Origin of the sequence: Rhodococcus xishaensis, assembly GCF_004011825.1 — a bacterium.
Taxonomy (GTDB): Bacteria; Actinomycetota; Actinomycetes; order Mycobacteriales; family Mycobacteriaceae; genus Prescottella; species Prescottella xishaensis.
In genome coordinates this window covers 217,226-240,917 of sequence record NZ_RKLO01000003.1, presented here as the reverse complement: position 1 = coordinate 240,917, position 23,692 = coordinate 217,226, and the positions used below count along the sequence as shown (strand labels likewise).

Below are 23,692 nucleotides of genomic sequence, written 5' to 3'. Positions count from 1 at the left end.
CCCGTTCCGGCCAGCGGCGCGGGGCGTGCCCCCGGCAATGCTGGCGACCGTCGAAGGCGGCGGATAGGTTGACGGTGTGAGGAGTTCGCCCCATGTGCTCGGGATCGTGCTCGCCGGAGGCGAGGGTAAACGTCTGTACCCGCTCACTGCTGACCGGGCTAAACCCGCCGTCCCCTTCGGGGGTGCGTATCGCCTGATCGATTTCGTGCTCAGCAACCTCGTAAACGCCGGTTACCTGCGAATATGCGTTCTCACCCAGTACAAGTCTCACTCGCTCGATCGGCACATCTCACAGACCTGGCGGTTGTCCGGGTTCGCGGGTGAGTACATCACCCCTGTGCCGGCGCAGCAACGCCTCGGCCCGCGCTGGTACACGGGCAGCGCTGACGCGATCTTCCAGTCGCTCAATCTCGTCTACGACGAGGACCCGGAGTACATCGTCGTCTTCGGAGCCGACCACGTGTACCGGATGGATCCTGAACAGATGGTGCAGCATCACATCGACTCGGGCGCCGGGGTGACCGTCGCCGGCATCCGGGTTCCGCGCAGCGAGGCGTACGCGTTCGGCTGCATCGACAGCGACGAATCCGGTCATATCACCCAGTTCCTCGAGAAGCCCGTGCACCCACCGGGCACCCCCGACGACCCCAACGCGACGTTTGCGTCGATGGGCAACTACGTATTCACCACGAAGGTGCTGGTCGACGCGATCCGTGCCGACTCCGAGAACTCCGACTCCGACCACGACATGGGTGGCGACATCATTCCCGCGCTCGTCGAGGCGGGGGTCGCGTCGGTCTACGACTTCAAGAACAACGTGGTACCTGGGGCGACGGACCGTGATCGCGGGTACTGGCGCGATGTCGGGACGATCGACGCCTTCTACGACGCGCACATGGATCTCGTGTCCGTCCACCCCGTGTTCAATCTCTACAACCGGCGCTGGCCCATCCGCGGCGGCGGCGAGAACCTTGCTCCCGCCAAGTTCGTCCAGGGCGGACTGGCGCAGGAGTCCGTCGTCGGGGCGGGCTCGATCCTCTCGGCAGCCACAGTCCGGAACTCGGTTCTCAGTTCCAACGTCATGGTCGACGACGGGGCAACAGTCGAGGGCAGCGTCCTGATGCCCGGCGTCCGGGTCGGCCGGGGTGCCGTGGTGCGCCGCGCGATCCTCGACAAGAACGTCCTGGTTGGTGAGGGTGAGATCATCGGCGTCGACCTCGAACGGGACCGCCAGCGCTTCGCCGTCAGCAACGGCGGTGTTGTGACGATCGGAAAAGGCGTCTGGATCTAGACCTCACAAGCGGGCGGCGCACAACAGGCCGTCGCCCACGGGGAGCAGGGCCCGGGTGAGCCGATCGTCCTCGGCGATCGCGCGAGCGGCGTCCCGGACGGCGACCGTGGCCGCGTCCCGCTGGCGGAGATCGGCGACGCGGCCGCCGAGCAGCGCGTTGTGCAGCACTATCACGCCGCCCGGTCGCAGAAGGCGCACGCCTTCGCGCACGAAGTGCGGATGGTCGGCCGGTGAATTGTCGATGAAAACCAGGTCGTACGCCGAATCGGCGAGTCGAGGCAGGACGTCGAGTGCCCGTCCCTTGATCAGCCTCGTGCGCGAGGGCGCGATACCCGCGGACCGAAACGCCTGTTTTGCCGCGTGCTGGTGCTCGGGCTCGCTATCGATCGTGGTGAGGACGCCGTCCTCCCGCATGCCGCGAAGCAACCACAGACCACTGACGCCCGCGCCCATACCGACCTCGACAACGGTCTTTGCGTCGAGCATCTTCGTGAAGAGCGCGAGTGCGGCACCGACTGCGGGTGGTACCGGGGCGGCGCCGAGTTCGGTCGCACGATCACGTGCCGTGGTCAGTTTCTCGTCCTCGAGGATCGTGTCCTCGGTGTGGGTGAGAATCCGTTCGACGTTGGTGTACACGCTGTAGAGGCTAGCTCTGCCGTGCAGTGGAGTCGCCAAGGCTCGCTCGGGCGACATTCTCAGGTGCCGCTCAGGTTGTTCATAGTGCTCACATATCGGGGCACGACAAGGTTAGGTGCAGCGCCGGACGACTAGACCGCACGGCGTGAAGATCACAGACCGATCTCTGCGGACGGTTTGGGAACAATTTCGTGCTCTCGGGAGTTGACCCTCAAACAATCCGAAGTCTCGTGGTCCGCGGTCCTGAGTAGGAGGATCCACCCATCCACATGATCAACGCCGAACGCACGCTCCCCATAGCCGCCGATGGACCCGCCGTTGCGGGCACCGATTCAGGCGTAGCCGCGGCCGGCACGGCCGCGTTCGATGCCACCGGTGACAAGTCCGCGATGCCCTCGTGGGACGAACTGGTCCGAGAGCACGGCGACCGGGTGTACCGGCTGGCCTACCGTCTGTCGGGTAACGCGCAGGACGCCGAAGACTTGACCCAGGACACATTCATCCGGGTCTTCCGCTCGCTGCAGAACTACCAGCCCGGGACGTTCGAGGGCTGGCTGCACCGCATCACCACCAACTTGTTCCTGGACATGGTGCGCCGCCGCAACCGCATCCGGATGGAAGCGCTGCCCGAGGACTACGACCGCGTCCCCTCGGACTCGCCGAACCCGGAAGAGATCTATCACGATGCGAGACTGGCGCCTGACCTGCAGTCGGCGCTCGACTCGCTGGCGCCCGAGTTTCGTGCTGCAGTCGTCCTTTGTGACATCGAAGGACTCTCCTACGAGGAGATCGGTGCCACACTGGGAGTCAAGCTGGGTACTGTACGCAGCAGGATTCACCGTGGACGGCAAGCTCTGCGCGAGCACCTGGCTGCGAATGGCAAGGTTGACACCGACCGGACCGGTGTCGGCTATTGATTCAGGAGGGTTCGATGACGCAGGCGCGCAGACCTCGTCGGTTCGGCTCGACCGAACACTTGGCGAGTGAGGCGATCGCCGCGTATGTCGACGGCGAACTCGGCATGAACGCCTACGTGCGTGCCTCCCACCACCTGTCCTTGTGTCCTGACTGCGCGGCGGAGGTAGACGCGCAGCAGCAGGCGAGGGTCGCGTTGCGCCGGGTCGCTGGGGAAATGTCGATGCCCAGTTCGCTGCTAGGGCTGCTCAGCGACATCCCACGGTGTCATCCCAGCCAGGAGCCCGCTCCCAGCCAGAGCGAGGTGCCGGGCATCATCTCTTTCGATCAGGGCAGCGATCCCGCTCGACTTTGGCCCTTCCGCCGTCGCCGCTGACGTGGCGTCGGTGCTGTCCTGACGTGCCGTCGGTGTTGCCGCGTGGACGAATCGGCGATACTGGCAAGCGTGACTGACGCAGACGAGGGGGACTAGCGCGCGTGACGTCGGATTCGACAGCCCCGGGAGCGGGGGACGGCGCGGAATCGGCTCCGTCCACAGGACCGGATCGTCCGGAGCAGCCCAGGTTGGCCCCACGTCCGGTCTATCGCCCGCACGTCGACCCCGCCGCCGAGGAGGCGTTCGGCCGCCCGTCGGACGTGACCAGTTCGTTCGGTCAGCGAACCCCACTGCCCGACCGGCCACCTGTCCAAGCCGGTCGCCCGGACGCCGTCCTTGCCGAGGCGTTCGGCCGTCCCGATGGCGAGGCGAACTCGCTTCAGCGCGGACCCGAGGTCGATCCCGTTCCTTCCGAGGACCCGCCTGCGGGTGATCCGTGGCGTGACCCGTCCGCGCCGGTCCGGCTCGGTGCCCCGGCCGAGGGGCCGACAACGCCACCGCAGCAACCGGAAGCACCCAAACTGACTGTGCGGGAAGTGCTGTTCGGGGAACGCGTCGAACGCAAAGCGCTTGCGGCCCTGGGAGCGATCGCTCTTGTGATCGGACTGGTCGGGGGCCTGGTCGCAATAGCCGCGACGACCGACCGGGGTTCCCTCACCAACAGGAACGTCACGCTCTCGCAGTCCGGGAGCGGCGACGACGTACCGGACAGTCGGATTGCCGAGGTCGCCGACGCAGTGCTGCCAGCGGTGGTGTCGATTCAAGTGGCGAACGATGACCAGTCCGGGACTGGATCGGGTGTCGTGATCGACGGCGGCGGCTACATCGTCACCAACAACCATGTCATCTCGATGGCAGCAACCGATCCGGAGACCTCGACGATTCGGGTCACCTTCTCGGACGGCACGAAGGTGCCGGCGCAGATCGTGGGACGTGACACCAAGACGGATCTTGCGGTCCTGAAGACCGATGTGCAGAACCTCACTGTCGCCGAACTCGGTAGGTCGTCAGACATCCGGGTGGGGCAGGACGTCGTTGCCGTGGGTTCGCCTCTCGGGCTCAACAAGACCGTGACCCGCGGAATCGTCAGCGCGCTCAACCGGCCAGTGCGGCTGAGCGGCGAGGGCACCGACACCGACGCGGTCATCGACGCCGTGCAGACCGACGCCGCGATCAACCCGGGTAATTCCGGCGGGCCCTTGATCGACATGGAAGGGCGGGTCATCGGAATCAACTCGGCGATCCGCTCCGAGAGTGGCGGCTCGGTGGGTCTCGGATTTGCCATCCCCATCGATGACGTCACCTCGGTGGCTCAGCAACTGATTCGAGACGGGGTAGTCCGCCACACGCAGATCGGGGTCAACACCCGTACCGTCATCAACGACGCCACCAGCGGTGCCGAGGTCGCGAACGTGCAGGCCGGTAGCCCCGCGGAGAAGGCGGGCATCGTCGAGGGCGATGTAATCGTCAAGGTCGGCGACCGGACCGTCGCCAGCTCGGACGAGCTCGTCGTCGCCGTCCATGACCAAAAGGTCGGCGAGCCGGTTCCGATCCAGCTGATTCGCTCCGGGCGTCCCGTGGATGTCGAAGTCACACCGACATTGGACTGACCGGTCGCTCCAGGAGAGGTTCATGTGATATTCGGGATGAGCGCGAGCGCTTCTGGCTGCGACCACGTACCCTAGACCCGTGTTTGGCAACATCGGCTGGGGCGAGTTCATGGTGCTCCTCGTGGCGGCGCTTGTGATCCTGGGACCTGAGCGGCTGCCGGGTGCCGTCAGCTGGGTGACCAAGACCATGCGTCAGGTTCGTGACTACGCCAGCGGCGCAAGCAAGCAGCTCAAGGACGAGTTGGGCCCCGAGTTCGAGGACCTGCGCAAACCGCTGTCCCAGATCAACGAGTTGCGCGGTATGTCGCCGCGCGCGGTCATCACCAAGCATCTGCTCGACGGAGATGACTCGATCCTGACAGGCGACTTCGACAGCCCGCCGAGCACCAACGGCTCCACGCCTTCCGCGCCGTCGGCCAATGCTTCTTCCGGAGCTTCCACCGCGCCCCAGTCGAAGCCCCTCGCGGCAGGAGAACGTCCCCCGGTCGATCCCGACGCGACGTAGTCGCAGCGATCGCCTACTACAGGTGCCGGACGGTGTCGATACCGAGGGACATTCCGGCCAGGCCGCGCGCCCGAACCGACAGCTTGTCCGCTATCTCCCGCAACGCGGCGCCGGCCGGAGAGTCGGGAGCGTCGAGTACGATCGGCACGCCGGCGTCGCCGCCCTCGCGGACCGCCTGCTCGAGCGGAATCTGGCCCAACAGGGGAACGTTCGCGCCCACTGCCCGGGTGAGACGGTCGGCGACGGCCTGACCACCACCCGAACCGAAGACGTCCATGCGGGTGCCATCGGGCAGTTCCATCCACGACATGTTCTCGACGACGCCGGCGATCCGCTGACGGGTCTGTAGCGCGATGGCGCCGGCTCGTTCGGCGACCTCAGCGGCGGCCTGCTGCGGCGTGGTCACGACGAGGATCTCGGCGCCGGGTATGAGCTGGGCGACAGAAATGGCGACGTCACCCGTGCCGGGCGGCAGGTCGAGCAGGAGCACATCCAGATCTCCCCAGAAGACGTCCGCCAGGAACTGCTGCAGCGCGCGGTGCAGCATCGGTCCGCGCCACACCACCGGCGTGTTGCCTTGGGTGAACTGGGCGATGGAGATCAGCTTCACGTCGTGCGACTGCGGCGGCATGATCATCCGCTCGACCTGGGTCGGCTTGGCGTCGGTGCCGAGCATGCGCGGCACCGAGTGGCCGTAGATGTCGGCGTCGAGCACGCCGACGGACAGTCCCTTCGCCGCCATCGCGGCCGCCAGGTTGACGGTGACGCTCGACTTTCCGACACCGCCCTTGCCGGACGCCACCGCGTACACACGAGTAAGCGACCCTGGCTGTGCGAACGGGATCACCGGTTCGGTGGAGTCTCCACGAAGCGCGCGGCGCAGTTCGGTTCGCTGTTCATCGCTCATCACGTCAAGTTCGACGCGCACGGTGCCGGCTCCCTCGACATCGGCGACGGCCTTGGTCACCCGTTGTGTGATCTCGGTCCGCAGTGGGCAGCCGGCCGTGGTCAGGTAGATGCCGATGTCGACGCTGCCGTCGCCACCGATATCGATGCTCTTGACCATGCCCAGTTCCGTGATGGGTTTACGGATCTCGGGGTCCTGCACCTTGGACAGTGCGGTGCGGACGGCGGTCTCGGTCAGGGCTGCCATACCCCCCATGGTAGGCGGCGCGGTGCGGACGGCCGTCAGCGAGTCGGGCCGGCCTCCGGCGTCGGGGCGGGCGGAGGGCAGAGGATCAGACACGGCAATTGTGGGAGTCCGGGTATGGCGGGAAGGGGCATCGGCGCGGGAACCGGAGCGGGGGAGGTTTCGACGGTCGGTGACGGGGGAGGGGTCGTCGGCGCCGGGACCGCGGCGGCGACATCCACCGGGTCGGCAAGGCGCTGCGGCGGCGAAGGCGTCCCAGGTACCGCCGCTGTAGCGCCGGCGCCGTAGGCCGCCGACCACGAGAGCACGCTCGCCTCGTACGACGTCGAGTTGTTGTACCGGAGCACGGCACGTGACTGTTGTTCCGGATCACGCAGATCCAGGCCACCCGAGCACAGGTACCGGGCAGCGGAGAGGGAGGCGTCGAAGACGTTGTTCGGATCGGCGACACCGTCACCGTTCCCGTCCGAGGCGAACCGTGCCCAGGTACTCGGAATGAACTGCATGGGGCCGACGGCACGGTCGTGGACCGGATCGCCGTCGAGGACGCCGAGGTCGGTATCGGTAATGATCTCGTGGCCGGCCAGGTGGCCGTCGAGGGTCGGGCCGAGGATTGGCGTCACGGTGGTTCCCGCGGCGTCCGTCCGTCCGCCGCCGGCGTGGCCGGACTCGATCTTCCCTATGCCGGCCAGAAGGTTCCAGGGCAGGCCGCAGCCCGGTTGGGTGCTCGCTGCGGCCAGTTCGGCCGAACGGTAGGCGTTGAGGACGATCTCCGGGATGCCGAGGGGGCCGACAGCGGCTGGAACGGGCACGGCCTGGGGCGCCGAACGCGAGGGCGACCTGCCACCGGAGGCCGCCACCGATCTGGCGGTGCGCAGTTGACGCTCAGGTCGCGGTGCCGCGGGTACCAGTCCGACCGTCGGGATCAGGGCGGCCTGTCCCGCCGTGGCCTCCGCACCGGCAGTCAACGACGTCGAGCCGATGGCGAGTGGGTTGGACATGCCACCCGAGGATGATGCTGTCGTCACGAATCCGGCAAGAACGATGGCGAACACACTGACAGCTCCACGGGCACGCACTCCCTCGACCCCTCCTTGCAGAAACCTGCATCCACAGTCACGCAACACATTCCGAGCGTTCTGCGGGAATATCTCGGCGATGCTCGCACACGTTACCTATCGGTCATGTGCCGTGCGGCGGGACCGCGCCGTCGGGCTACTTCCTGCCGGTCGGCGGTCTCGGACCGGCGGCGGAGTCGATCTCGTCCTCGCCGTGCTCCCGATCGACGAGCAACTGACGGATGTCGTCGAGTTCGCGTCTGAGGTAGTCGCGGGTCGCCACCTCGCCGACGGCCAGCCGCAGGGCCGCCAGTTCGCGCGCGAGGAACTCGGTGTCGGCCTTCGTCTGCGCCGCGCGTGCGCGGTCCTCCTCGAGCGAAACCCGGTCGCGGTTCTCCTGCCGATTCTGGGCCAGCAGAATCAGGGGAGCGGCGTACGCGGCCTGCGTCGAGAAGGCGAGGTTCAGCAAGATGAACGGATAGGGATCCCACTGCAGCCTCACCGCGAACACGTTGAGGGAGACCCACACGACCACGACCACGGTCTGCATCACCAGGTAACGCCCGGTGCCGAGGAACCGCGCGATGCTCTCGCTGACCCGGCCGACGGCCTCGACATCGATGTGGAATCCCAGGCCCCGCGTGCCGCGGGGGGTCTCGAGGCGCTGGCGACCGTTCAGTTCACTCATCGTTGGACTCCTCCTCACGCCAGTCGGAGGGCAGGAGGTGGTCGAGGGCGTCGTCGACCGTTACGGCCCCGAGCAGATGGTGTTCGTCGTCGACGACCGGTGCGCACACCAGGTTGTAGGTGGCGAAGTAGCGCGTGACCGTTGCGAGCGAGTCCTCGGGATCGAGGCGGGGGAGGCCGTCGTCGAGGATGCCGCCGACGAGGCTTGCCGGGGGCTCGCGCAGCAGCCGCTGCAGGTGCACGCATCCGAGATATCGTCCTGTCGGGGTCGCGGTGGGCGGCCGGACCACGAAGAGCATGCTGGCGAGTGCCGGCGTCAGATCGGCGTTGCGGGCCCGGGCAAGGGCCTCGGCAACCGTGGTCGACGGAGTGAGCGCCACAGGCTGCGGCGTCATCAGACCGCCCGCGGTGTCCGGTGAGTGTTCGAGCAGGCGGCGGACTGGTTCGGAATCCTCTGGGTCCATCCGCTGCAGCAGCGATTCGGCGTCCGTCTCGGGCAGCCCACCGAGCACGTCCGCGGCGTCATCGGGATCCATCGCCTCGAGCACGTCGGCGGCACGTTCTTCCTCGAGGTGCAGCAGCAGGTCCGTCTGGGCGTCGGCGGGCAGTTCTTGCACTACGTCGGCCAGGCGTTCGTCGTCGAGCGCCAGCGCCACCTCGTGGCGACGCTTCTCCGGTAGTTCGCGCATCGCGTGTGCCACGTCCGCCGCGCGCATGCCCTCGAACTGCATCAGCAGTTGGGAGACGCCCTGGCCGGGCATCGCGAGCGTGGTCGAGGTCAGCCCGTGGACATGTTGCCAGTCCACGATGTGAATCGCCGAGCGCCTGCCGAGCCGACCGCGAGAGGTGCGGACCGCGACACGGGAGACGACCCAGTCCCGGGTGCGGGTCAACTCGATGCCGAGATCCACGATGACGACGTCCGATCCGATTGCCTCGACGACCTCCGGGTCGTCGGTGGTGACGCGGGAGTCGAGGACCTGGGCGAGGGCGAGCACCTCGGTCGGGCGCTGATCGAACCTGCGCAGACTCACGTTGCCCGTCTTGAGGGTCACCGAGCCTGGTTCGATCGCGGTGACCCGCAGCATCGGTACGAAAATCCGCTTGCGCGTGAACATTTCGATGACAAGGCCGAGAACCCGCGGCGGCTGGCGGCCCACCCGAATCGTGAGCACCACGTCACGGACCCGACCGATCGACTCGCCGTCGGGTCCGAGAACCACCAGGCCGGCGAGCCTGGCTGCGAATACCTTGTTCACAGCTGCCATGATGAAAAGGCTAAGTCCTTGTCTGGTGATCCACTGAATTTGGAGGGTTGTGGACCATGTCCTCTCGTTTGCGGCCGCGCCGGTCAGTGCTGGCTGTGCCCGGTTCGAGCCGCAAGATGATCGACAAGGCCAAGGGGTTGCCGGCCGACGAGATCTTCCTCGATCTCGAGGATGCCGTCGCACCGATCGCGAAGGCGGAGGCGCGTGAGCGCGTTGTCGACGCATTGAACGAGGACGGTTGGGGCGACCAGATCAAGGTGGTGCGGGTCAACGACTGGACCACCGAATGGACCCATGTCGACGTTGCTACCGTCGTCGGCGGCGCTGGTGGGAACATCGACGCGATCCTGCTCCCAAAGGTGCCCGACGCGAGCCACGTCGAGGCGCTCGATCTCCTGCTGACGCAGATCGAGAAGTCCGCCGGACTCGAGGTGGGGCGCATCGGTATCGAACCGCAGATCGAGAACGCGATCGGTTTGACGAACATCAACGCCATCGCGGCCGCTAGTCCGCGCGTACAGACTCTCGTGTTCGGTCCCGCTGATTTCATGGCGAGTATCAACATGCGGACACTCGTCGTGGGCGAGCAGCCCGAGGGCTACGACCGCGGTGACGCTTACCACCACATCCTGATGACGATCCTGATGGCCGCGCGCACGCACGACCTGCAGGCCATCGACGGACCCTACCTTCAGGTCCGCGATGTCGAAGCTTTCCGCCGCTCCGCGCAGCGCACCGCAGCGCTCGGGTTCGACGGCAAGTGGGTGCTCCATCCCACCCAGATCGATGCTGCCAATGAGGTATTCAGCCCTCGACAGGAGGACTTCGACCAGGCCGAGTTGATCCTCGACGCCTATGAGTTCCACACGTCCGCGGCCGGCGGCGCCCGCGGTGCCGTGATGCTCGGCGACGAGATGATCGACGAGGCGAGCCGCAAGATGGCCCTGGTCATCTCGGCGAAGGGTCGGGCTGCGGGAATGAGTCGAACCTCTCGTTTCACTCCTCCATCGAACGGGTAGGCGGGCACGACCAGGGGCGGGCACAATTGATAGCAGGACCGACGATCGATAGAACCGGACACATCACGCGCCGCGAGGAGGAGAGACGAAGACGATGACGAACCCACTCTCACAGCCGAATCGTGCCGGTCGGGGGCTTCCCACGCCGCCCACCGGCTGGCCCATCGGTTCGTACTCGACCTACGCCGAGGCCCAGCGGGCTGTCGACTACTTGTCCGACCAGGAGTTCTCGGTCCAGGATGTGACGATCGTCGGCGTCGACCTCATGCAGGTCGAACGCGTACTGGGGCGCTTGACTTGGGCCAAAGTCATTGGTGGCGGGATTGTTTCGGGCGCGTGGTTGGGCGTGTTCTTCGGTCTGCTGCTCGGCATCTTCACGGGCGGACTCCTTGGGCCGCTGCTCGTCGGCATCGTGGGCGGAATCGTCTTCGGGCTGATTTCTACGACGATCCCGTACGCGGCAACCCGTGGTACGCGGGACTTCTCGTCCACCATGCAACTGGTCGCCACCCGCTACGACGTGCTCTGCGATCCCAAGACGGCGGAGTCCGGCCGCGACATGCTGGCCCGACTCGCGCTCTGACGGGGACGGGGTCCGTGGAATTGCTTCGGGCGCTTGGTCGTTCGTTGGATCGTCAGCGGAGGCGTTTGGTCCGTCCGGGGTGGGTGGGTGTCCGCTCGGCCACCCCGAGGACCCGTCGCCGCGCCGGGTGTTAGATGGATGCGTGACTGACAGTGTTGTCCCCGCCGTACGCGCACACCTCGACCGGCATATCGGTGGGCCCGAGCCGACCGCGGCCTCGGTGACCTTCCTCGGCGTCGAACCTATCGACATCCTTCACTACCCCGGGGCAGGTGACACACCGGTGCGCTACGCGACCCTGGGCTGCTCGCGGAACCCGATGGGTGACCCGAGCGAGATGGTCGCCGACCCCACGCGCGGGCCCCGGGCCGAGCTGGTTCTGACCCTCACCGGGGGTGCGGGAGTCGCTTCCGGTGTGCACAAGACGCTCGCCGTTCTTGCGGCCGCGCCGTCGGTCGAGGGCGTGGTCCTGAAGCCGGACGGGTTGATGGACCTGGGTGAGCCGCTGTGGAAGGGGGTGCCGTTCACTGCGGTGCTGCTGGGCCCGAGCGAGATCCCCGACCTGGCCCTGCCCGAGCCGCTCGAGCCGGTGCAGTTCCTGGAGGTGGCGCCGTTGACCGGCACCGAGGCGGCCTGGGTGCGCCTGCGTGGCGCTGAAGCCCTCCGTGAGGCGTGGGCTGAGGCCGGGATCGACATCCGGGATCCGAACCGCGGCGCGGCGGCGCTCTGACAAGGCACGGCGCACCTCGCCGGGACCTGCCACACTGGACCGGTGCGTATCGATCTCCACACCCACTCGACCGCATCGGATGGCACCGATAGCCCCGCGGAGCTGGTGCGGGCAGCGGTCAGAGCCGGTATGGACGTGCTCGCGATCACCGACCACGACACCACCGCCGGCTGGGCGGAGGCGGCCGCCGCATTGCCCGGCGGCCTCCGGTTGGTCCGGGGCATGGAGATGTCGTGCGAGGGCAGGGATGAGGACGGACGCCCCGTCGCCGTGCACCTGCTGGCCTACCTGTTCGACCCGACCGCGCGCGAGTTCGCAAACGAGCGGGAGCGGTTGCGCGGTGAACGGGTGGTGCGGCTCCGTGCGATGGCGACGAAGATGGCCGCGGACGGGTTGCCCATCGACCTTGACGCGGTGATGGCCGACGCCGGGCAGGTGGTCGGGCGCCCGCATCTGGCGCGAGCGCTCGTGGAGGCCGGGGTCGTCTCGAGCGTGGACGAGGCATTCGCCGATCTGCTCTCCACGCGCAGCCCCTACTACGTCGAGAAAGAGGACACCCCCATCGAACGAGCGGTTGAGATGGTCACCGCGGCCGGCGGGGTCAGCGTCATCGCCCACGCCCGGGCGCGGTCACGCGGGCGACTCCTGGCACTCGACAACATTCGCGAACTCGCTGACCGTGGGCTCGCCGGTCTCGAGGTCGACCATCCGGACCACGACGGGCGCGACGTCGCGCTGCTGAGGTCGCTCGCGAGCGAGCTGGATCTGATCGTCACCGGGTCGTCGGACTACCACGGGACGAACAAGACGATCGAGCTCGGCCAGTACACCACGACTCCGGAGTCGTTCGACGCGATCGTGGCGCGCGCATCGGGCGTGCCCGTTCTGTCGGTCCCGCCAGGTGATGGGCCGCCAGGGCGCACGGCGACAGTGGGCGAGCCGACAGTCGAGGACGGGACGACACGGGAGGCGACCGGTGACCTACGACGGATACGGTGACGAGCCCCGTAATTGGCTGGACCCGTGGACAGTGCGCGCGCTTCGTGGACTGTCCGGGATCGCGGCCGGTGGAGTCCTGGCCGCGACAATCGCCGCCGTCTTCGTCGCGTATCTGGCGACCAGTCGGGACTTCCCGGGCCCGGGCGGCGACTTGATCACCGCTCACGTCGTCGCAAGCACCGTCGCGGTGGGTCTCCAGGTCGCTGCCGATCGCCTGCGCGGGGGTGCGTCCGTGCTCGCATCGATGGCTGTTCTCCTGGTTGCCGGCTTGCTGCTTTGGACGCAGTGGTGGACGTGACCAGCGGGTGTAACGGATCCAGCTCGATGGGGCGAGCCGCGCTGGGCATGCAGAGTGCATCCTCACAGGTAGGTAAGGGTTTTCGGTGAGGTCGAGACCGATCTGACGGATTTGATTCCGGTCCCCGGATGATGCAGAATTACTGCACTCTCGCGTGGGTGCTACCGCCCTTCGCGGGGGTTCCAGGTGGCAGAACCTGTGCCAGGGCCCACCCTGCCCGGCGCCGTCACACGCTCCGGCAGTAGTGCAGCCAATCGCGCGCCCCGGTAGCTGCAACCGAAGCAGTCCTGTGTTGGAAGTACCTGTCGATTTCACCCCGTCGACACGGTTACTTCTCAGTAACCAGGACCCGAGTGAGTCTGGCATCTAGAGGAGTGTCATCGTGTCCACTGTGTCTGAAGCTTCCGTTACGCCTAAGGTCGATATAACCGACGACGAGATTTTCGCGGGTCATATCGGTGGCAAGCTCTCTGTAGAGACCACCGCTCCCCTCGATTCCCAGCGTGCGTTGTCGATCGCGTACACCCCCGGCGTCGCGCAAGTCAGCCGAGCGATTCATGCGGACGACGCGCTCGCCGATCGCTACACGTGGACCAACCGCCTGGTCGTCGTCGTCAGTGACGGCTCGGCCGTCCTCGGGCTCGGCGACATCGGTGCCCGTGCCTCGCTGCCGGTGATGGAGGGCAAGTCGGCGCTGTTCAAGAACTTCGCTGACCTCAACTCCATCCCGCTCGTACTCGACACCAAGGATCCGGACGAGATCGTCGAGACGCTGGTGCGGCTGCGTCCGAGTTTCGGCGCAGTCAACCTCGAGGACATCTCGGCGCCGCGTTGCTTCGAGATCGAGCAGCGCGTCATCGAAGCGCTGGACTGCCCGGTCATGCACGACGACCAGCACGGCACCGCAATCGTCGCGCTCGCCGCATTGCGTGGTGCCGCCAAGGTTCGGGGGCGTGACATCGAGGGTCTGCGGGTGGTGATCTCCGGCGCCGGCGCCGCTGGCGTCGCATGCGCCAACATCCTGCTCGCTGCCGGGGTCTACGACGTGACCGTGCTCGACTCGAAGGGCATTCTGTCGTCGGATCGCAGCGACCTCAACGAGATCAAGGCGGACCTCGCTGCCCGGACCAACCCCGCAGCCCGCACGGGCGGGATCGTCGAGGCACTCGATGGCGCTGATGTGTTCCTGGGTGTGTCCGCAGGCACGGTGCCCGAAGAGATCATTGCAACCATGGCCTCCGACGCGATCATCTTCGCGATGTCCAACCCGGATCCGGAGATCCACCCGGACATCGCTCGCAAGTACGCGTCGATCGTCGCCACCGGCCGCAGTGACTTCCCGAACCAGATCAACAACGTGCTGGCGTTCCCGGGGGTCTTCAAGGGCGCACTGGACGCCGGTGCCCGCCGCATCACCGAAGGCATGAAGCTCGCGGCCGCCGACGCGATCCTGTCGGTCCTCGGCGACGAACTCGCAGCCGACAAGATCGTCCCGAGCCCGCTCGACCCGCGGGTCGCCCCAGCGGTCGCCGCGGCCGTTGCGCAGGCCGCGAAGGATGAGGGTGTCACCACGCCGTAGTGGGTAGTCCTCAGTCCTTGGGAAGTCAGTCCTTGGGTATTCAGAGCCCTTGGTAAGTTCCCTGGGACCGTTCGCGGGAAGATCGGAGGCGGGGGCGTGGCACCGAAGCGGGCTCGGTACGTAGGTGGGCTCGCGACACGCCTCACCGTCCTTCCGGTTCTGGCGATGCTCGCTGGGTGCGGTGTCGACACCAGCAGCAGCGTCAGCGAACCCGTGCAGCCGCCGCCCGTCGTGGTCGGTGCCTCCGCCACCGTCGAGAGCGAGCTCGTCGCCCGGCTCTACGCCGGCGCGCTCGAAGCGTCCGGGCGTAGTACCGAACTCGTTCTGGGGTTGGGGGACCGAGCCGACCGGCTGGCGGCGCTCGATTCGAACCGGGTGTCGCTGGTGCCGGACTACACCGGGCGGCTGCTGCATTGGTTCGATCCCGACGCCGACGTCACCGCTGCCGAGGACGTGTTCGAGATGCTCAACAGGGCGTTGCCCGGTGAACTCGCGGTCTCCGAGTACGCGCCCGCCGACGACCGGGCAGTGCTCGTGCTGCCCGGCGCAGAGGCCGACCGGCTCGGAGCCCGCGCGATCGGCGACATTGAGCCGGAATGCACGCGCCTGACGCTCTATGCCTCCGAAGGATTCGACGAGGACGAACTGGCGCTTTCGCGCCTGCGCTCGGAATACGGTTGCACATTCCGGGCGGTGGTCCCGGTGGGATCGACCGATGATGTTGTGCGGGAACTGATCGTCAGCCCGTCGCCGATCGGCGGTGCCACAGCCGCCGCACCGGGCGTGCAGGATGACGGCGTGGTCGTTCTCGATGCCCCCGAGGACACATTCACCGCGCAAAACGTCGTGCCGCTGTATCGCAGCAATGTGCTGCGCGCCGACGACGTCAACGGGCTGAGCGTGGTCCAGCAGCTCACCACTGCGGATTTGACCGACTTGGTGGTGCGAATCCGCAGTGGCGAGATCTCCTCAGCCGACGCCGCGAGTGGGTGGCTCGACGAGCACCTATGACGGGAATGCCGACCGCAGGAACGAGCCAAGGTCGGCCACCGCGTCGGCGGCCTCCCGCAACAGCGACGCCTGTAGGTGAGCGACATGCCACAGTCGCGGGTACTCCACGAAGTGCAGACGGTTTCCGCTGGCTTCGAGCTTCGTCACCAGGTCGACGATCTGGGGATACAGAACCTCACTGGTGCCCACGTGGACCACCGTCGCCGGCAGTCCGTCCAGACGGCCATGGAGTGGTGCGTAGCCGGGATCCGATGGATCACCGGTACCGAGGTACGCGGCCGCCGAGGCGAACGCCCACGCGGTGTTGACGACCAGATCACGGTCGAACGGGACAACACGGGAGCCGGGATCGGCCCACGGCGAGATCAACGCCATTGCCGCAGGCGACAGTTCATAGGTGTCGATCAGTCGTCGAGTGGTCGCGAGTGCCAGACCGCCGCCTGCCGAGTCGCCGGCGACCGCGACGCGTTCGGCCGTGTAACCGTGGTCGGTGGCGAGTTCGATGAACGCCGTGACGGCGTCCTCGAGTCCGGCCGGATACGGGTGCTCCGGCGCCAGCCGATAGTCGAGTGTGTAGACGACGCTGCCGGATTCGCGAGCCAGGTGGGCCGCGAGGGAGCGGTGCGTCGCCAGAGACCCGATCGTGAAGGCACCGCCGTGCAAGTACAGGACCGCGTTGGGCCGCTCGGTGGCACCGACGGTGATGCGCTCGGCGGGACGACCCGCGAGCGTGGTCTTGCGCACGACGGCCCCGTCGGGCAACCACTGGGTAGGCGCGGCCATGTCGAGCAGCGCGCGCTGCACCCGGAAAGGCAACCGGGCGTTGAGCGCGAGCCGGTAGAACGGCTTCAGGCTCGCTTCTACCAGTGGCAGCGGGAGCGATACCGCCCTCATCGGGTTACCTCCGTCGTCGGCTTGGGAAATGTACGCGCTGCGACTGCAGCGACCACCCGCTGGTAGCTCGGGCCGAGGATCCGCACGAACGCGTCGATGAGCTTTGCGTCGGCGCCGACCAGCACCCGCGCCTTGCCCTTACGTACCCCGTTCACGATGGTCCGTGCGGCGTCCTCGGGCGTCGTCCGCGCGAGTCGTTTGTCGAAGAACTCCGCGTACGCCGCCCGATCGTCACCCTCGGGTGCACCGGCGTTGCGCGCGATCGCGGTCTTGATACCACCCGGATGGACACACGTGACCTTGACCGGATGCTTCGCGACGAGCATCTCCTGTCGCAGTGCCTCGGTGAATCCACGCACCGCGAACTTCGCTGCGTTGTAGGCGCTCTGGCCCGGGACAGACCCCAGGCCGAAGACACTGGAGACGTTGACGACGTGCCCATCGCCCGATGCGATCAAATGCGGAAGAAAAGCCTTGGTGCCGTTCACCACACCCCAGAAGTCGACGTCGATGATGCGCTCGATATCAGCGAACTGCGAGCGTTCCACCTCGCCCTGGAAGCCGATGCCGGCGTTGTTGTAGACCTGGTGCACCTTGCCGAAGTGGGTGGCCACCGCGTCCGCGTACGAAAGAACCGCCTCGCGTTGGGCGACGTCGAGGTGGTCGGACTTGACCTCGGCGCCGAGCGCTTCGACCTGACGCACGGTGCTCGCTAGGCCCACCGAATCCTTGTCGGAGAGGGCAAGTTTCGCTCCTCGCCGGGCAAGATCGAGGGCCAGCGCCCGGCCGATGCCGGATGCAGCGCCCGTGACGACGCAGACCTTGCCCGCGAATTCACTCACTGTGCCGCGACCTTGTCATCGTCAAGATCTGTCGGCTCGGCGTCGGTGGTGCCCGAGGTGGCGGCCACCTGTCCCTGCGCAACGACTGCGGGGACGGGAAGGTCGCTCGTGGAGACGCTACGGTATGCGTCGAGGTCGAACTTCCTGGTGATGTCCCGGAACTGGAACGTGAAGCCCGGCCACTGCGTCGGGTTGTTGCCGTGCTTGTCGAGATACCAGCTGGCGCATCCGCCGGTGTTCCACACGCTCGCTGACAACTTGGCCTGCAGATCGCGGTTGTAGGCTTGCTGCACGTCCTTGCGGACCTCGATGGTGCCGATGTCGTAGCGTTCGATCGTCTCGAGCGCGTCGACGATGTAGTTGAGTTGGGACTCGATCATGTACACCATCGAGGAGTGGCCGAGTCCGGTGTTGGGCCCGAGCAGGAAGAACATGTTGGGGAAGTTGGCGACCGCAGCACCCTTGTAGCCCTGCATGCCGACCGCTTCGAACGTCTCGGCCAGCGAATTCCCGTCCTTTCCGAAAATGCTTGCGAAAGTGGGGGAGTCGGTGACGTGGAATCCTGTCGCGACGACGATCGCGTCGATCTCGCGTTCAGTGCCGTTGCGATCGACGATCGAGTCCTTACGGATCTCGGCGATGCCCTCGGTGACGAGGTCGACGTTGGGCTGCGTCAGCGTCGGATAGTAGTTGTTGGAGATCAGCATGCGCTTGCATCCGATCTGGAAGTTCGGGGTGACCTTGCGGCGCAGGTTCTCGTCCTTGATCTGCAGGCGCAGATGCTGCGCGGCCAGGAATTTCAGCGGCTCCATGAAGACAGGCGCCTTGGTGAGTCCGAAGACCTGCGCCTCGCGTGCCCAGTAGATGCCTGTGCGGCACAGCTTCTGGAATCCGGGAACGTACTTGAACGCGAGACGCTCGACGGTTGTGTACTCGCGGTCGAAGCGAGGCAGGACCCAGGGTGCCGTGCGCTGGTACACGTCGAGCTGTGCGGCAGTCTTCCCCAGCTCCGGCACGATCTGAATGGCAGACGCACCCGTTCCGATGACCGCAATTCGCTTGCCGTCCAGATCGACGTCGTGATTCCACTGGGCGGAGTGGAAGATCTCGCCCTCGAACTCCTCGATGCCCTTGATGTCGGGCAACGACGGCTCGCACAGCACGCCGACCGCCGAGATCACGATCTTCGCGACGAAGTCGCCCTTGGAGGTCTTCAGCTCCCATCGAGCGGTCTCATTGTTCCACCGCGCGGAATGAACCTCGCAGCCGAATATGTGCTTGTCAAGCACCTTGTATTTGCGAGCGACCGACGAGATGTACTTCCGGATCTCGGGCTGAGGCGAGAACGACCGAGTCCAGTCGGGGTTGAGAGCAAACGAGTACGAGTACAGATGGGAAGGCACGTCGCATGCGGCGCCGGGGTAGGTGTTGTCGCGCCAGGTGCCACCCACGTCATCGCCGCGGTCGAGCACGACGAAGTCGTGCTTACCCTCCTGGACCAGCTTGATAGCAGCGCCGAGACCCGAGAAGCCGCCGCCGATGATCAGTGTGCCGACCTGGCGCGGGGACGTGACCCGAGCGGAAGTATCTGTGACCGGAAGACTCATGTACGGGAGCGTAGAAGCTTATTGATCGACAGTCAATAGCTGGCCGCCGTTGAGTATGGTGGACCCATGGATGGCGTGAAACGCACGCGTCTGAGCCCCGAGGAGAGGCGGGCGCAGCTGATCGGCCTGGGCGTTCGCATGCTCGCCGATCGGCCGCTCGAGCAGATCTCGGTCGAGGACATAGCCGATCAGGCCGGTGTATCCGCCGGCCTGCTGTTCCACTACTTCGCGTCCAAACACGACTTCCACCTTGCCATCGTTCGCTACACGAGCGCGGAGATGCTCGCGCACACGGCTCCTAACCCCGACCTCGAACCCCTCGAGATCGTGCGCGATGCCATGGCGTCGTACGTGGACTATGTCTCGGAGAACCGCGGCACCTACCTCCCGCTGCTGCGAGGGACCACCAGCAGCGACCCCGACATGCGGGAGGTGTGCGAGGAGACTCGCGCAGAGATGGTCCGGCGGGTGGTCGAGCATCTCCCGTCGCTCGGTATCGAGCCCACGGCCCGCACGGAGCTGTCCGTCCGCGGTTGGATCGCGTTCGTCGAAGAGGCCACCATCTCGTGGCTGCGTCGCCCTCAGATCTCCCGGGACGACCTGATCGACCTGCAAGTTTCGGCCCTCACAGCGGTGACGCTCGGCGTCGAAGCCGCGGCAGTGTTGCCGGGATAGAGCGCCTGGGCAGTGCCGGCCGACAGTGGTCTCGGTCCGTCGATACGACAGCGGCCCGCCCACTCGTGTGAGTGGACGGGCCGGTGTTGTCGCTCAGTCGATCGGAGACCGACTACTTCCTCGGCGCGAACGCGGCGTCGATGATCTCCTGCTGCTCGACAGCGTGGACCTTGCTCGAGCCCGACGACGGCGCCGACATCGCACGCCGCGAGATGCGCTTGATGCCCGCGTACTTCTCGGGAAGCAGTTCCGGGAGCGCGAGACCGAGGAATGGCCACGCACCCTGGTTCGCCGGTTCCTCCTGGACCCAGAAGAACTCTGAGGCATTCGGGTAGCGGTCCAGCGTCTGCGCGATGCGGCGCCGCGGGATCGGGTACAGCTGCTCGATCCGAACGATCGCGACGTCGTCGCGGTTCTCCTTCTGCTTCTTCGCCAGCAACTCCCAGTAGAGCTTGCCGGACGTGAGTAGCACACGTTCGACCGTGGTGCGGGCACCGTCACCGCCAGGGGCCTCGTACGTGGGCTCCTCGAACACCGAGCGGAACTTGCCGGTCGTGAAGTCCTCGAGTTTGCTGACCGCAGCCTTGTTGCGCAGCATCGACTTCGGCGTGAACACCACGAGCGGGCGACGGATGCCGTCCAGGTGGTGACGACGCAGCAGGTGGAAGTAGCTCGCCGGCGTCGACGGCATCGCGACCGTCATCGAGCCCTCAGCACACAGCTGCAGGAAACGCTCGATGCGACCCGAGGTGTGGTCCGGGCCCTGGCCTTCGTGGCCGTGCGGCAGTAGAAGCACGACGTCGGACAGCTGGCCCCACTTGGCCTCACCGGAGCTGATGAACTCGTCGATGATGGTCTGCGCGCCGTTGACGAAGTCACCGAACTGCGCTTCCCACAGGACCAGCGCGTCCGGGTTGCCGACCGAGTAACCGTACTCGAATCCGAGGCCGGCGAACTCGGTGAGCGCCGAGTCGTAGACCATGAACTTGCCGCCGGAGCCGGAGGTCGCGGCCAACTCGGCGAGCGGGTTGTACTCGTCGCCGTTCTTGCGGTCGATCAGCACCGCGTGGCGCTGCGTGAACGTGCCGCGGCGCGAGTCCTGGCCGGCCAAACGCACCAGGGCGCCCTGCTCGGCAAGTGAACCGAACGCGAGGAGCTCGGCGAATGCCCAGTCGATATGGCCCTCGCGGGACATCTCCTTGCGCTTCTCGATGACCGGCTTGACGCGCGGGTGGACCGTGAAGCCTTCGGGGACGTTGACGAATGCGTCGCCGATACGCTCGAGCGCCGCTGTATCGACGGCCGTGGTCAGGCGCGCAGGTGGCGTCTGGTCGAGTTCCACGGACTCCGACGGCTCGGGGGTGAACTTCTCGAGCTCGCGGACCTCGTTGAACACCCGCTCCAGCTGGCCCTGGTAGTCGCGCAAGGCGTCTTCGGCTTCCTTGAGCGAGATGTCGCCGCGGCCGATCAGCGCCTCGGTGTAGCTCTTGCGGACGCTGCGCTTGGTGTCGATCAGGTCGTACATCGCCGGCTGCGTCATGGACGGGTCGTCGCCCTCGTTGTGGCCGCGGCGGCGGTAGCAGATCATGTCGATGACGACGTCCTTGCCGAACTTCTCACGGAAGTCGACGGCGAGCTGCGCGACCCAGACGCCGGCCTCCGGATCGTCGCCGTTCACGTGCAAGACCGGTGCGCCGATCATCTTGGCGATGTCGGTGCAGTACTCGGACGAGCGCGAATGCTCCGGCGCCGTGGTGAAGCCGACCTGGTTGTTGACGACCACGTGCACGGTGCCGCCGGTGCGGTAGCCGCGCAGCAGCGCCAGGTTGAGCGTCTCGGCGACGACACCCTGGCCCGCGAACGCCGCGTCGCCGTGGAGCATCAGCGGCATGACGGTGAACCCGCTCTCGCCCTTGTCCAGGATGTCCTGCTTTGCGCGGACCAGACCCTCGAGGACCGGGTCGACCGCTTCGAGGTGCGACGGGTTCGCCGTCAGCGACACCTTGATGTCGTTCTCGCCGAACATCTGGATGTAGGTGCCCTCGGCGCCGAGGTGGTACTTCACGTCGCCGGAGCCGTGCGCCGCCGCCGGGTTCATGTTGCCTTCGAACTCGGTGAAGATCTTCGAGTACGGCTTACCGACGATGTTCGCGAGCACGTTGAGGCGACCGCGGTGCGGCATCCCGATCACGACCTCGTCGAGCTGGTGCTCGGCCGCCTGATCGATGATCGCGTCCATCATCGGGATGACCGACTCGGCGCCCTCGAGCGAGAAGCGCTTCTGACCGACGTACTTGGTCTGCAGGAAGGTCTCGAACGCCTCGGCGGCGTTGAGCTTGCTCAAAATGTACTTCTGCTCGGCGACGGTCGGCTTGACGTGCTTGGCCTCGACCCGCTCCTGCAGCCATTCCTGCTGCTCGGGCTCGAGAATGTGCGTGTACTCGACGCCGATGTGACGGCAGTAGGCGTCCCGCAGGATCGACAGGACGTCGCGCAGCTTCATCCGGGTCTTGCCGTGGAAACCGCCGACGTTGAACTCGCGGTCGAGATCCCACAGGGTCAGGCCGTGAGTCGTGACGTCGAGGTCCGGGTGGCTGCGGAACTTGTCCTTGACGAACTGCAGCGGGTCGGTGTCGGCCATGAGGTGGCCGCGGTTGCGGTACGCCGCGATCAGTTCGAGCACGCGGGTGTTCTTGTCGACCGCACCCTCCGGCACGTCCTGGCGCCACCGGACCGGCTCGTAGGGAATGTGCAGCGAGAGAAAGACCTCGTCGTAGAACTCGTCGCTGATCAGCAGGTTGTGGATTGTGCGGAGGAAGTCGCCGGACTCGGCGCCCTGGATGATCCGGTGATCGTAGGTGGAGGTCAGCGTCATCAGCTTGCCGACGCCCATCTCTGCGATGCGCGCGTCGCTGGCACCCTGGAACTCGGCGGGGTACTCCATCGCGCCGGCGCCGATGATGGCGCCCTGGCCCTGCATCAGACGCGGCACCGAGTGCACGGTGCCGATGCCTCCCGGGTTGGTCAGCGAGATCGTGACACCCGAGAAGTCCTCGGTGGTGAGCTTGCCGTCGCGCGCACGTCGGACAATATCTTCGTATGCGCTGTGGAACTGGACGAAGTTCATCGACTCGCAGCCCTTGATCGCGGCGACGACCAGTGAGCGGCTTCCGTTGCGGCCCGGCAGGTCGATTGCCAGGCCCAGGTTGGTGTTCGCCGGGGTGACGACGTTCGGCTTGCCGTCGATCTCGGCGAAGTGCCGGTTCATGTTCGGGAACGACTTGACCGCCTGTACGATCGCGTAGCCGAGGATGTGGGTGAACGAGACCTTGCCGCCGCGGGTACGGGCGAGGTGGTTGTTGATGACGATTCGGTTGTCGAACATCAACTTTGCCGGGACGGCGCGAACACTGGTCGCCGTCGGGATCGTGAGCGAGGCCGACATGTTGCGGGCCACCGCGGCGGCAGCGCCACGCAGCACCTGGTTGGTGTCCTCGGTAGCGGTCGGGGTCGCTTCCGCCTTGGGGGCTTCCGCCTTGGGGGCGGCGGCTGGAGCGGGCGCAGGTGCGGGGGCCGGAGGTGCGGTCTCCGCCTTGGTTGTCGGTGCCGGGGCTGGTGCGGTTTCTTGTGCCGGTGCCGGGGCGGCCGCAGGAGCCTGAGCTGCTGCGTGGTTCACTGTCTTGGTGGCGACATCGCCGCCCAGCGCTTTACCGTTTCCGCCCGCATTCGCTGCGTCGGGCGAGTAATCCGTCAGAAATTCGTGCCAACTGGGGTCCACAGATGAGGGATCATCCTGGAAGCGTTGGTACATCTCGTCGACTAGCCACTGGTTCTGTCCGAACTGGGAAGTAGAGCTGCTGCTCACGGCAGGTGTTCGCCTCGTTTCTTTCTTCGGTACCCGATCAGAGCGCCTATACACATGAGGCTAGCTTCCATGCGTCGAACGCGGGTGTCCGGTC

The 23,692-nt window shown here is 66.4% G+C and carries 22 protein-coding genes; 13 read left to right on the top strand and 9 right to left on the bottom strand.

What is annotated here, in order from left to right; genetic code table 11:
• The first annotated feature begins 76 nt into the window (after positions 1-76).
• The gene (gene glgC, locus EGT50_RS08505) at positions 77-1,291 is read left to right on the top strand and encodes a glucose-1-phosphate adenylyltransferase (RefSeq protein WP_127952937.1); all 1,215 of its coding nucleotides are present in this window, start codon (positions 77-79) and stop codon (positions 1,289-1,291) included.
• Between the two features lie 3 nt (positions 1,292-1,294).
• Here the strand turns inward: glgC and EGT50_RS08500 are convergent, their stop codons facing one another.
• Entirely contained in the window at positions 1,295-1,927 is a 633-nt protein-coding gene (locus tag EGT50_RS08500) for an O-methyltransferase (protein ID WP_127952934.1), read from the bottom strand.
• A gap of 269 nt (positions 1,928-2,196) precedes the next feature.
• On the opposite strand from EGT50_RS08500, the gene sigE reads away from it, so the two are divergent.
• The 4 genes from sigE (at position 2,197) to tatB (ending at position 5,333) form a co-directional block, all read left to right on the top strand.
• A complete protein-coding gene (gene sigE / locus EGT50_RS08495) occupies positions 2,197-2,844 on the top strand; it encodes an RNA polymerase sigma factor SigE (protein ID WP_127952931.1) in 648 nt (215 codons plus the stop codon).
• Positions 2,845-2,858: 14 nt separating this feature from the next.
• Positions 2,859-3,218: a zf-HC2 domain-containing protein gene (locus EGT50_RS08490; protein WP_235870655.1), complete on the top strand. Its 360-nt coding sequence runs from the start codon at positions 2,859-2,861 to the stop codon at positions 3,216-3,218.
• Between the two features lie 101 nt (positions 3,219-3,319).
• Positions 3,320-4,828, top strand: a complete 1,509-nt coding sequence (locus EGT50_RS08485) for a S1C family serine protease (protein WP_127952928.1) — start codon at positions 3,320-3,322, stop codon at positions 4,826-4,828.
• Positions 4,829-4,907: 79 nt separating this feature from the next.
• Positions 4,908-5,333: a Sec-independent protein translocase protein TatB gene (gene tatB / locus EGT50_RS08480; protein WP_127952924.1), complete on the top strand. Its 426-nt coding sequence runs from the start codon at positions 4,908-4,910 to the stop codon at positions 5,331-5,333.
• A gap of 16 nt (positions 5,334-5,349) precedes the next feature.
• Here the strand turns inward: tatB and EGT50_RS08475 are convergent, their stop codons facing one another.
• The 4 genes from EGT50_RS08475 to EGT50_RS08460 all read right to left on the bottom strand — a co-directional run bounded on the left by EGT50_RS08475 (position 5,350) and on the right by EGT50_RS08460 (position 9,496).
• Complete coding sequence (locus tag EGT50_RS08475) at positions 5,350-6,486, bottom strand: Mrp/NBP35 family ATP-binding protein (RefSeq protein ID WP_127952920.1); 1,137 nt, start codon at positions 6,484-6,486, stop codon at positions 5,350-5,352.
• A gap of 35 nt (positions 6,487-6,521) precedes the next feature.
• A complete protein-coding gene (locus tag EGT50_RS08470; protein WP_127953898.1) occupies positions 6,522-7,484 on the bottom strand; it encodes a lytic transglycosylase domain-containing protein in 963 nt (320 codons plus the stop codon).
• A 214-nt stretch (positions 7,485-7,698) separates the two neighbouring features.
• Positions 7,699-8,229, bottom strand: a complete 531-nt coding sequence (locus EGT50_RS08465; RefSeq protein ID WP_127952916.1) for a DUF1003 domain-containing protein — start codon at positions 8,227-8,229, stop codon at positions 7,699-7,701.
• The gene (locus EGT50_RS08460) at positions 8,222-9,496 is read right to left on the bottom strand and encodes a magnesium transporter MgtE N-terminal domain-containing protein (RefSeq protein ID WP_127952913.1); all 1,275 of its coding nucleotides are present in this window, start codon (positions 9,494-9,496) and stop codon (positions 8,222-8,224) included. The genes EGT50_RS08465 and EGT50_RS08460 overlap by 8 nt, the downstream gene beginning before the upstream one ends.
• A 56-nt stretch (positions 9,497-9,552) precedes the next feature.
• Here EGT50_RS08460 and EGT50_RS08455 point away from each other — a divergent pair, with 56 nt between their 5' ends.
• From EGT50_RS08455 to EGT50_RS08425, 7 genes are all read left to right on the top strand, one after another.
• Positions 9,553-10,515: an HpcH/HpaI aldolase/citrate lyase family protein gene (locus EGT50_RS08455; protein ID WP_127952909.1), complete on the top strand. Its 963-nt coding sequence runs from the start codon at positions 9,553-9,555 to the stop codon at positions 10,513-10,515.
• 94 nt (positions 10,516-10,609) lie between these two features.
• Positions 10,610-11,098: a general stress protein gene (locus tag EGT50_RS08450; RefSeq protein ID WP_127952904.1), complete on the top strand. Its 489-nt coding sequence runs from the start codon at positions 10,610-10,612 to the stop codon at positions 11,096-11,098.
• 142 nt (positions 11,099-11,240) lie between these two features.
• Positions 11,241-11,828 carry a suppressor of fused domain protein gene (locus EGT50_RS08445; protein ID WP_127952901.1) on the top strand — a complete coding sequence of 196 codons (588 nt, stop codon included), beginning with the start codon at positions 11,241-11,243 and terminating at the stop codon, positions 11,826-11,828.
• 42 nt (positions 11,829-11,870) lie between these two features.
• Complete coding sequence (locus EGT50_RS08440) at positions 11,871-12,827, top strand: PHP domain-containing protein (protein WP_127952898.1); 957 nt, start codon at positions 11,871-11,873, stop codon at positions 12,825-12,827.
• Entirely contained in the window at positions 12,805-13,125 is a 321-nt protein-coding gene (locus tag EGT50_RS08435) for a hypothetical protein (RefSeq protein WP_127952895.1), read from the top strand. Before EGT50_RS08440 ends, EGT50_RS08435 begins: the two co-directional genes overlap by 23 nt.
• A 382-nt stretch (positions 13,126-13,507) precedes the next feature.
• A complete protein-coding gene (locus EGT50_RS08430; RefSeq protein ID WP_127952890.1) occupies positions 13,508-14,704 on the top strand; it encodes an NAD(P)-dependent malic enzyme in 1,197 nt (398 codons plus the stop codon).
• A gap of 96 nt (positions 14,705-14,800) precedes the next feature.
• Positions 14,801-15,715 carry an ABC transporter substrate-binding protein gene (locus EGT50_RS08425; protein WP_235870654.1) on the top strand — a complete coding sequence of 305 codons (915 nt, stop codon included), beginning with the start codon at positions 14,801-14,803 and terminating at the stop codon, positions 15,713-15,715.
• On the opposite strand, the gene EGT50_RS08420 is transcribed toward EGT50_RS08425, so the two are convergent.
• From EGT50_RS08420 to EGT50_RS08410, 3 genes are read right to left on the bottom strand one after another with little or no spacing between them, the layout of a single operon-like run.
• Positions 15,710-16,609 carry an alpha/beta hydrolase gene (locus EGT50_RS08420; protein WP_127952887.1) on the bottom strand — a complete coding sequence of 300 codons (900 nt, stop codon included), beginning with the start codon at positions 16,607-16,609 and terminating at the stop codon, positions 15,710-15,712. The two genes, EGT50_RS08425 and EGT50_RS08420, sit on opposite strands and share 6 nt — an antisense overlap.
• The gene (locus tag EGT50_RS08415; protein WP_127952885.1) at positions 16,606-17,451 is read right to left on the bottom strand and encodes an SDR family NAD(P)-dependent oxidoreductase; all 846 of its coding nucleotides are present in this window, start codon (positions 17,449-17,451) and stop codon (positions 16,606-16,608) included. Before EGT50_RS08415 ends, EGT50_RS08420 begins: the two co-directional genes overlap by 4 nt.
• Positions 17,448-19,058 carry a flavin-containing monooxygenase gene (locus EGT50_RS08410; RefSeq protein WP_127952882.1) on the bottom strand — a complete coding sequence of 537 codons (1,611 nt, stop codon included), beginning with the start codon at positions 19,056-19,058 and terminating at the stop codon, positions 17,448-17,450. Before EGT50_RS08410 ends, EGT50_RS08415 begins: the two co-directional genes overlap by 4 nt.
• 66 nt (positions 19,059-19,124) lie before the next feature.
• Between EGT50_RS08410 and EGT50_RS08405 the strand changes: the two genes are divergently transcribed.
• The gene (locus tag EGT50_RS08405) at positions 19,125-19,733 is read left to right on the top strand and encodes a TetR/AcrR family transcriptional regulator (protein ID WP_127952879.1); all 609 of its coding nucleotides are present in this window, start codon (positions 19,125-19,127) and stop codon (positions 19,731-19,733) included.
• Positions 19,734-19,845: 112 nt separating this feature from the next.
• Here EGT50_RS08405 and EGT50_RS08400 read toward each other — a convergent pair whose 3' ends face one another.
• Entirely contained in the window at positions 19,846-23,598 is a 3,753-nt protein-coding gene (locus tag EGT50_RS08400; protein WP_127952876.1) for a multifunctional oxoglutarate decarboxylase/oxoglutarate dehydrogenase thiamine pyrophosphate-binding subunit/dihydrolipoyllysine-residue succinyltransferase subunit, read from the bottom strand.
• Positions 23,599-23,692: the final 94 nt, after the last annotated feature.

Coding starts and splice junctions, on each gene's coding strand:
- sigE (WP_127952931.1), top strand. CDS start 2,197: ATGATCAACGCCGAACGCACGCTCCCCATAGCCGCCGATGGACCCGCC.
- EGT50_RS08455 (WP_127952909.1), top strand. CDS start 9,553: ATGTCCTCTCGTTTGCGGCCGCGCCGGTCAGTGCTGGCTGTGCCCGGT.
- EGT50_RS08490 (WP_235870655.1), top strand. CDS start 2,859: ATGACGCAGGCGCGCAGACCTCGTCGGTTCGGCTCGACCGAACACTTG.
- EGT50_RS08410 (WP_127952882.1), bottom strand. CDS start 19,058: ATGAGTCTTCCGGTCACAGATACTTCCGCTCGGGTCACGTCCCCGCGC.
- EGT50_RS08475 (WP_127952920.1), bottom strand. CDS start 6,486: ATGGCAGCCCTGACCGAGACCGCCGTCCGCACCGCACTGTCCAAGGTG.
- EGT50_RS08470 (WP_127953898.1), bottom strand. CDS start 7,484: ATGTCCAACCCACTCGCCATCGGCTCGACGTCGTTGACTGCCGGTGCG.
- EGT50_RS08460 (WP_127952913.1), bottom strand. CDS start 9,496: ATGGCAGCTGTGAACAAGGTATTCGCAGCCAGGCTCGCCGGCCTGGTG.
- EGT50_RS08450 (WP_127952904.1), top strand. CDS start 10,610: ATGACGAACCCACTCTCACAGCCGAATCGTGCCGGTCGGGGGCTTCCC.
- EGT50_RS08465 (WP_127952916.1), bottom strand. CDS start 8,229: ATGAGTGAACTGAACGGTCGCCAGCGCCTCGAGACCCCCCGCGGCACG.
- EGT50_RS08420 (WP_127952887.1), bottom strand. CDS start 16,609: ATGAGGGCGGTATCGCTCCCGCTGCCACTGGTAGAAGCGAGCCTGAAG.
- EGT50_RS08405 (WP_127952879.1), top strand. CDS start 19,125: ATGGATGGCGTGAAACGCACGCGTCTGAGCCCCGAGGAGAGGCGGGCG.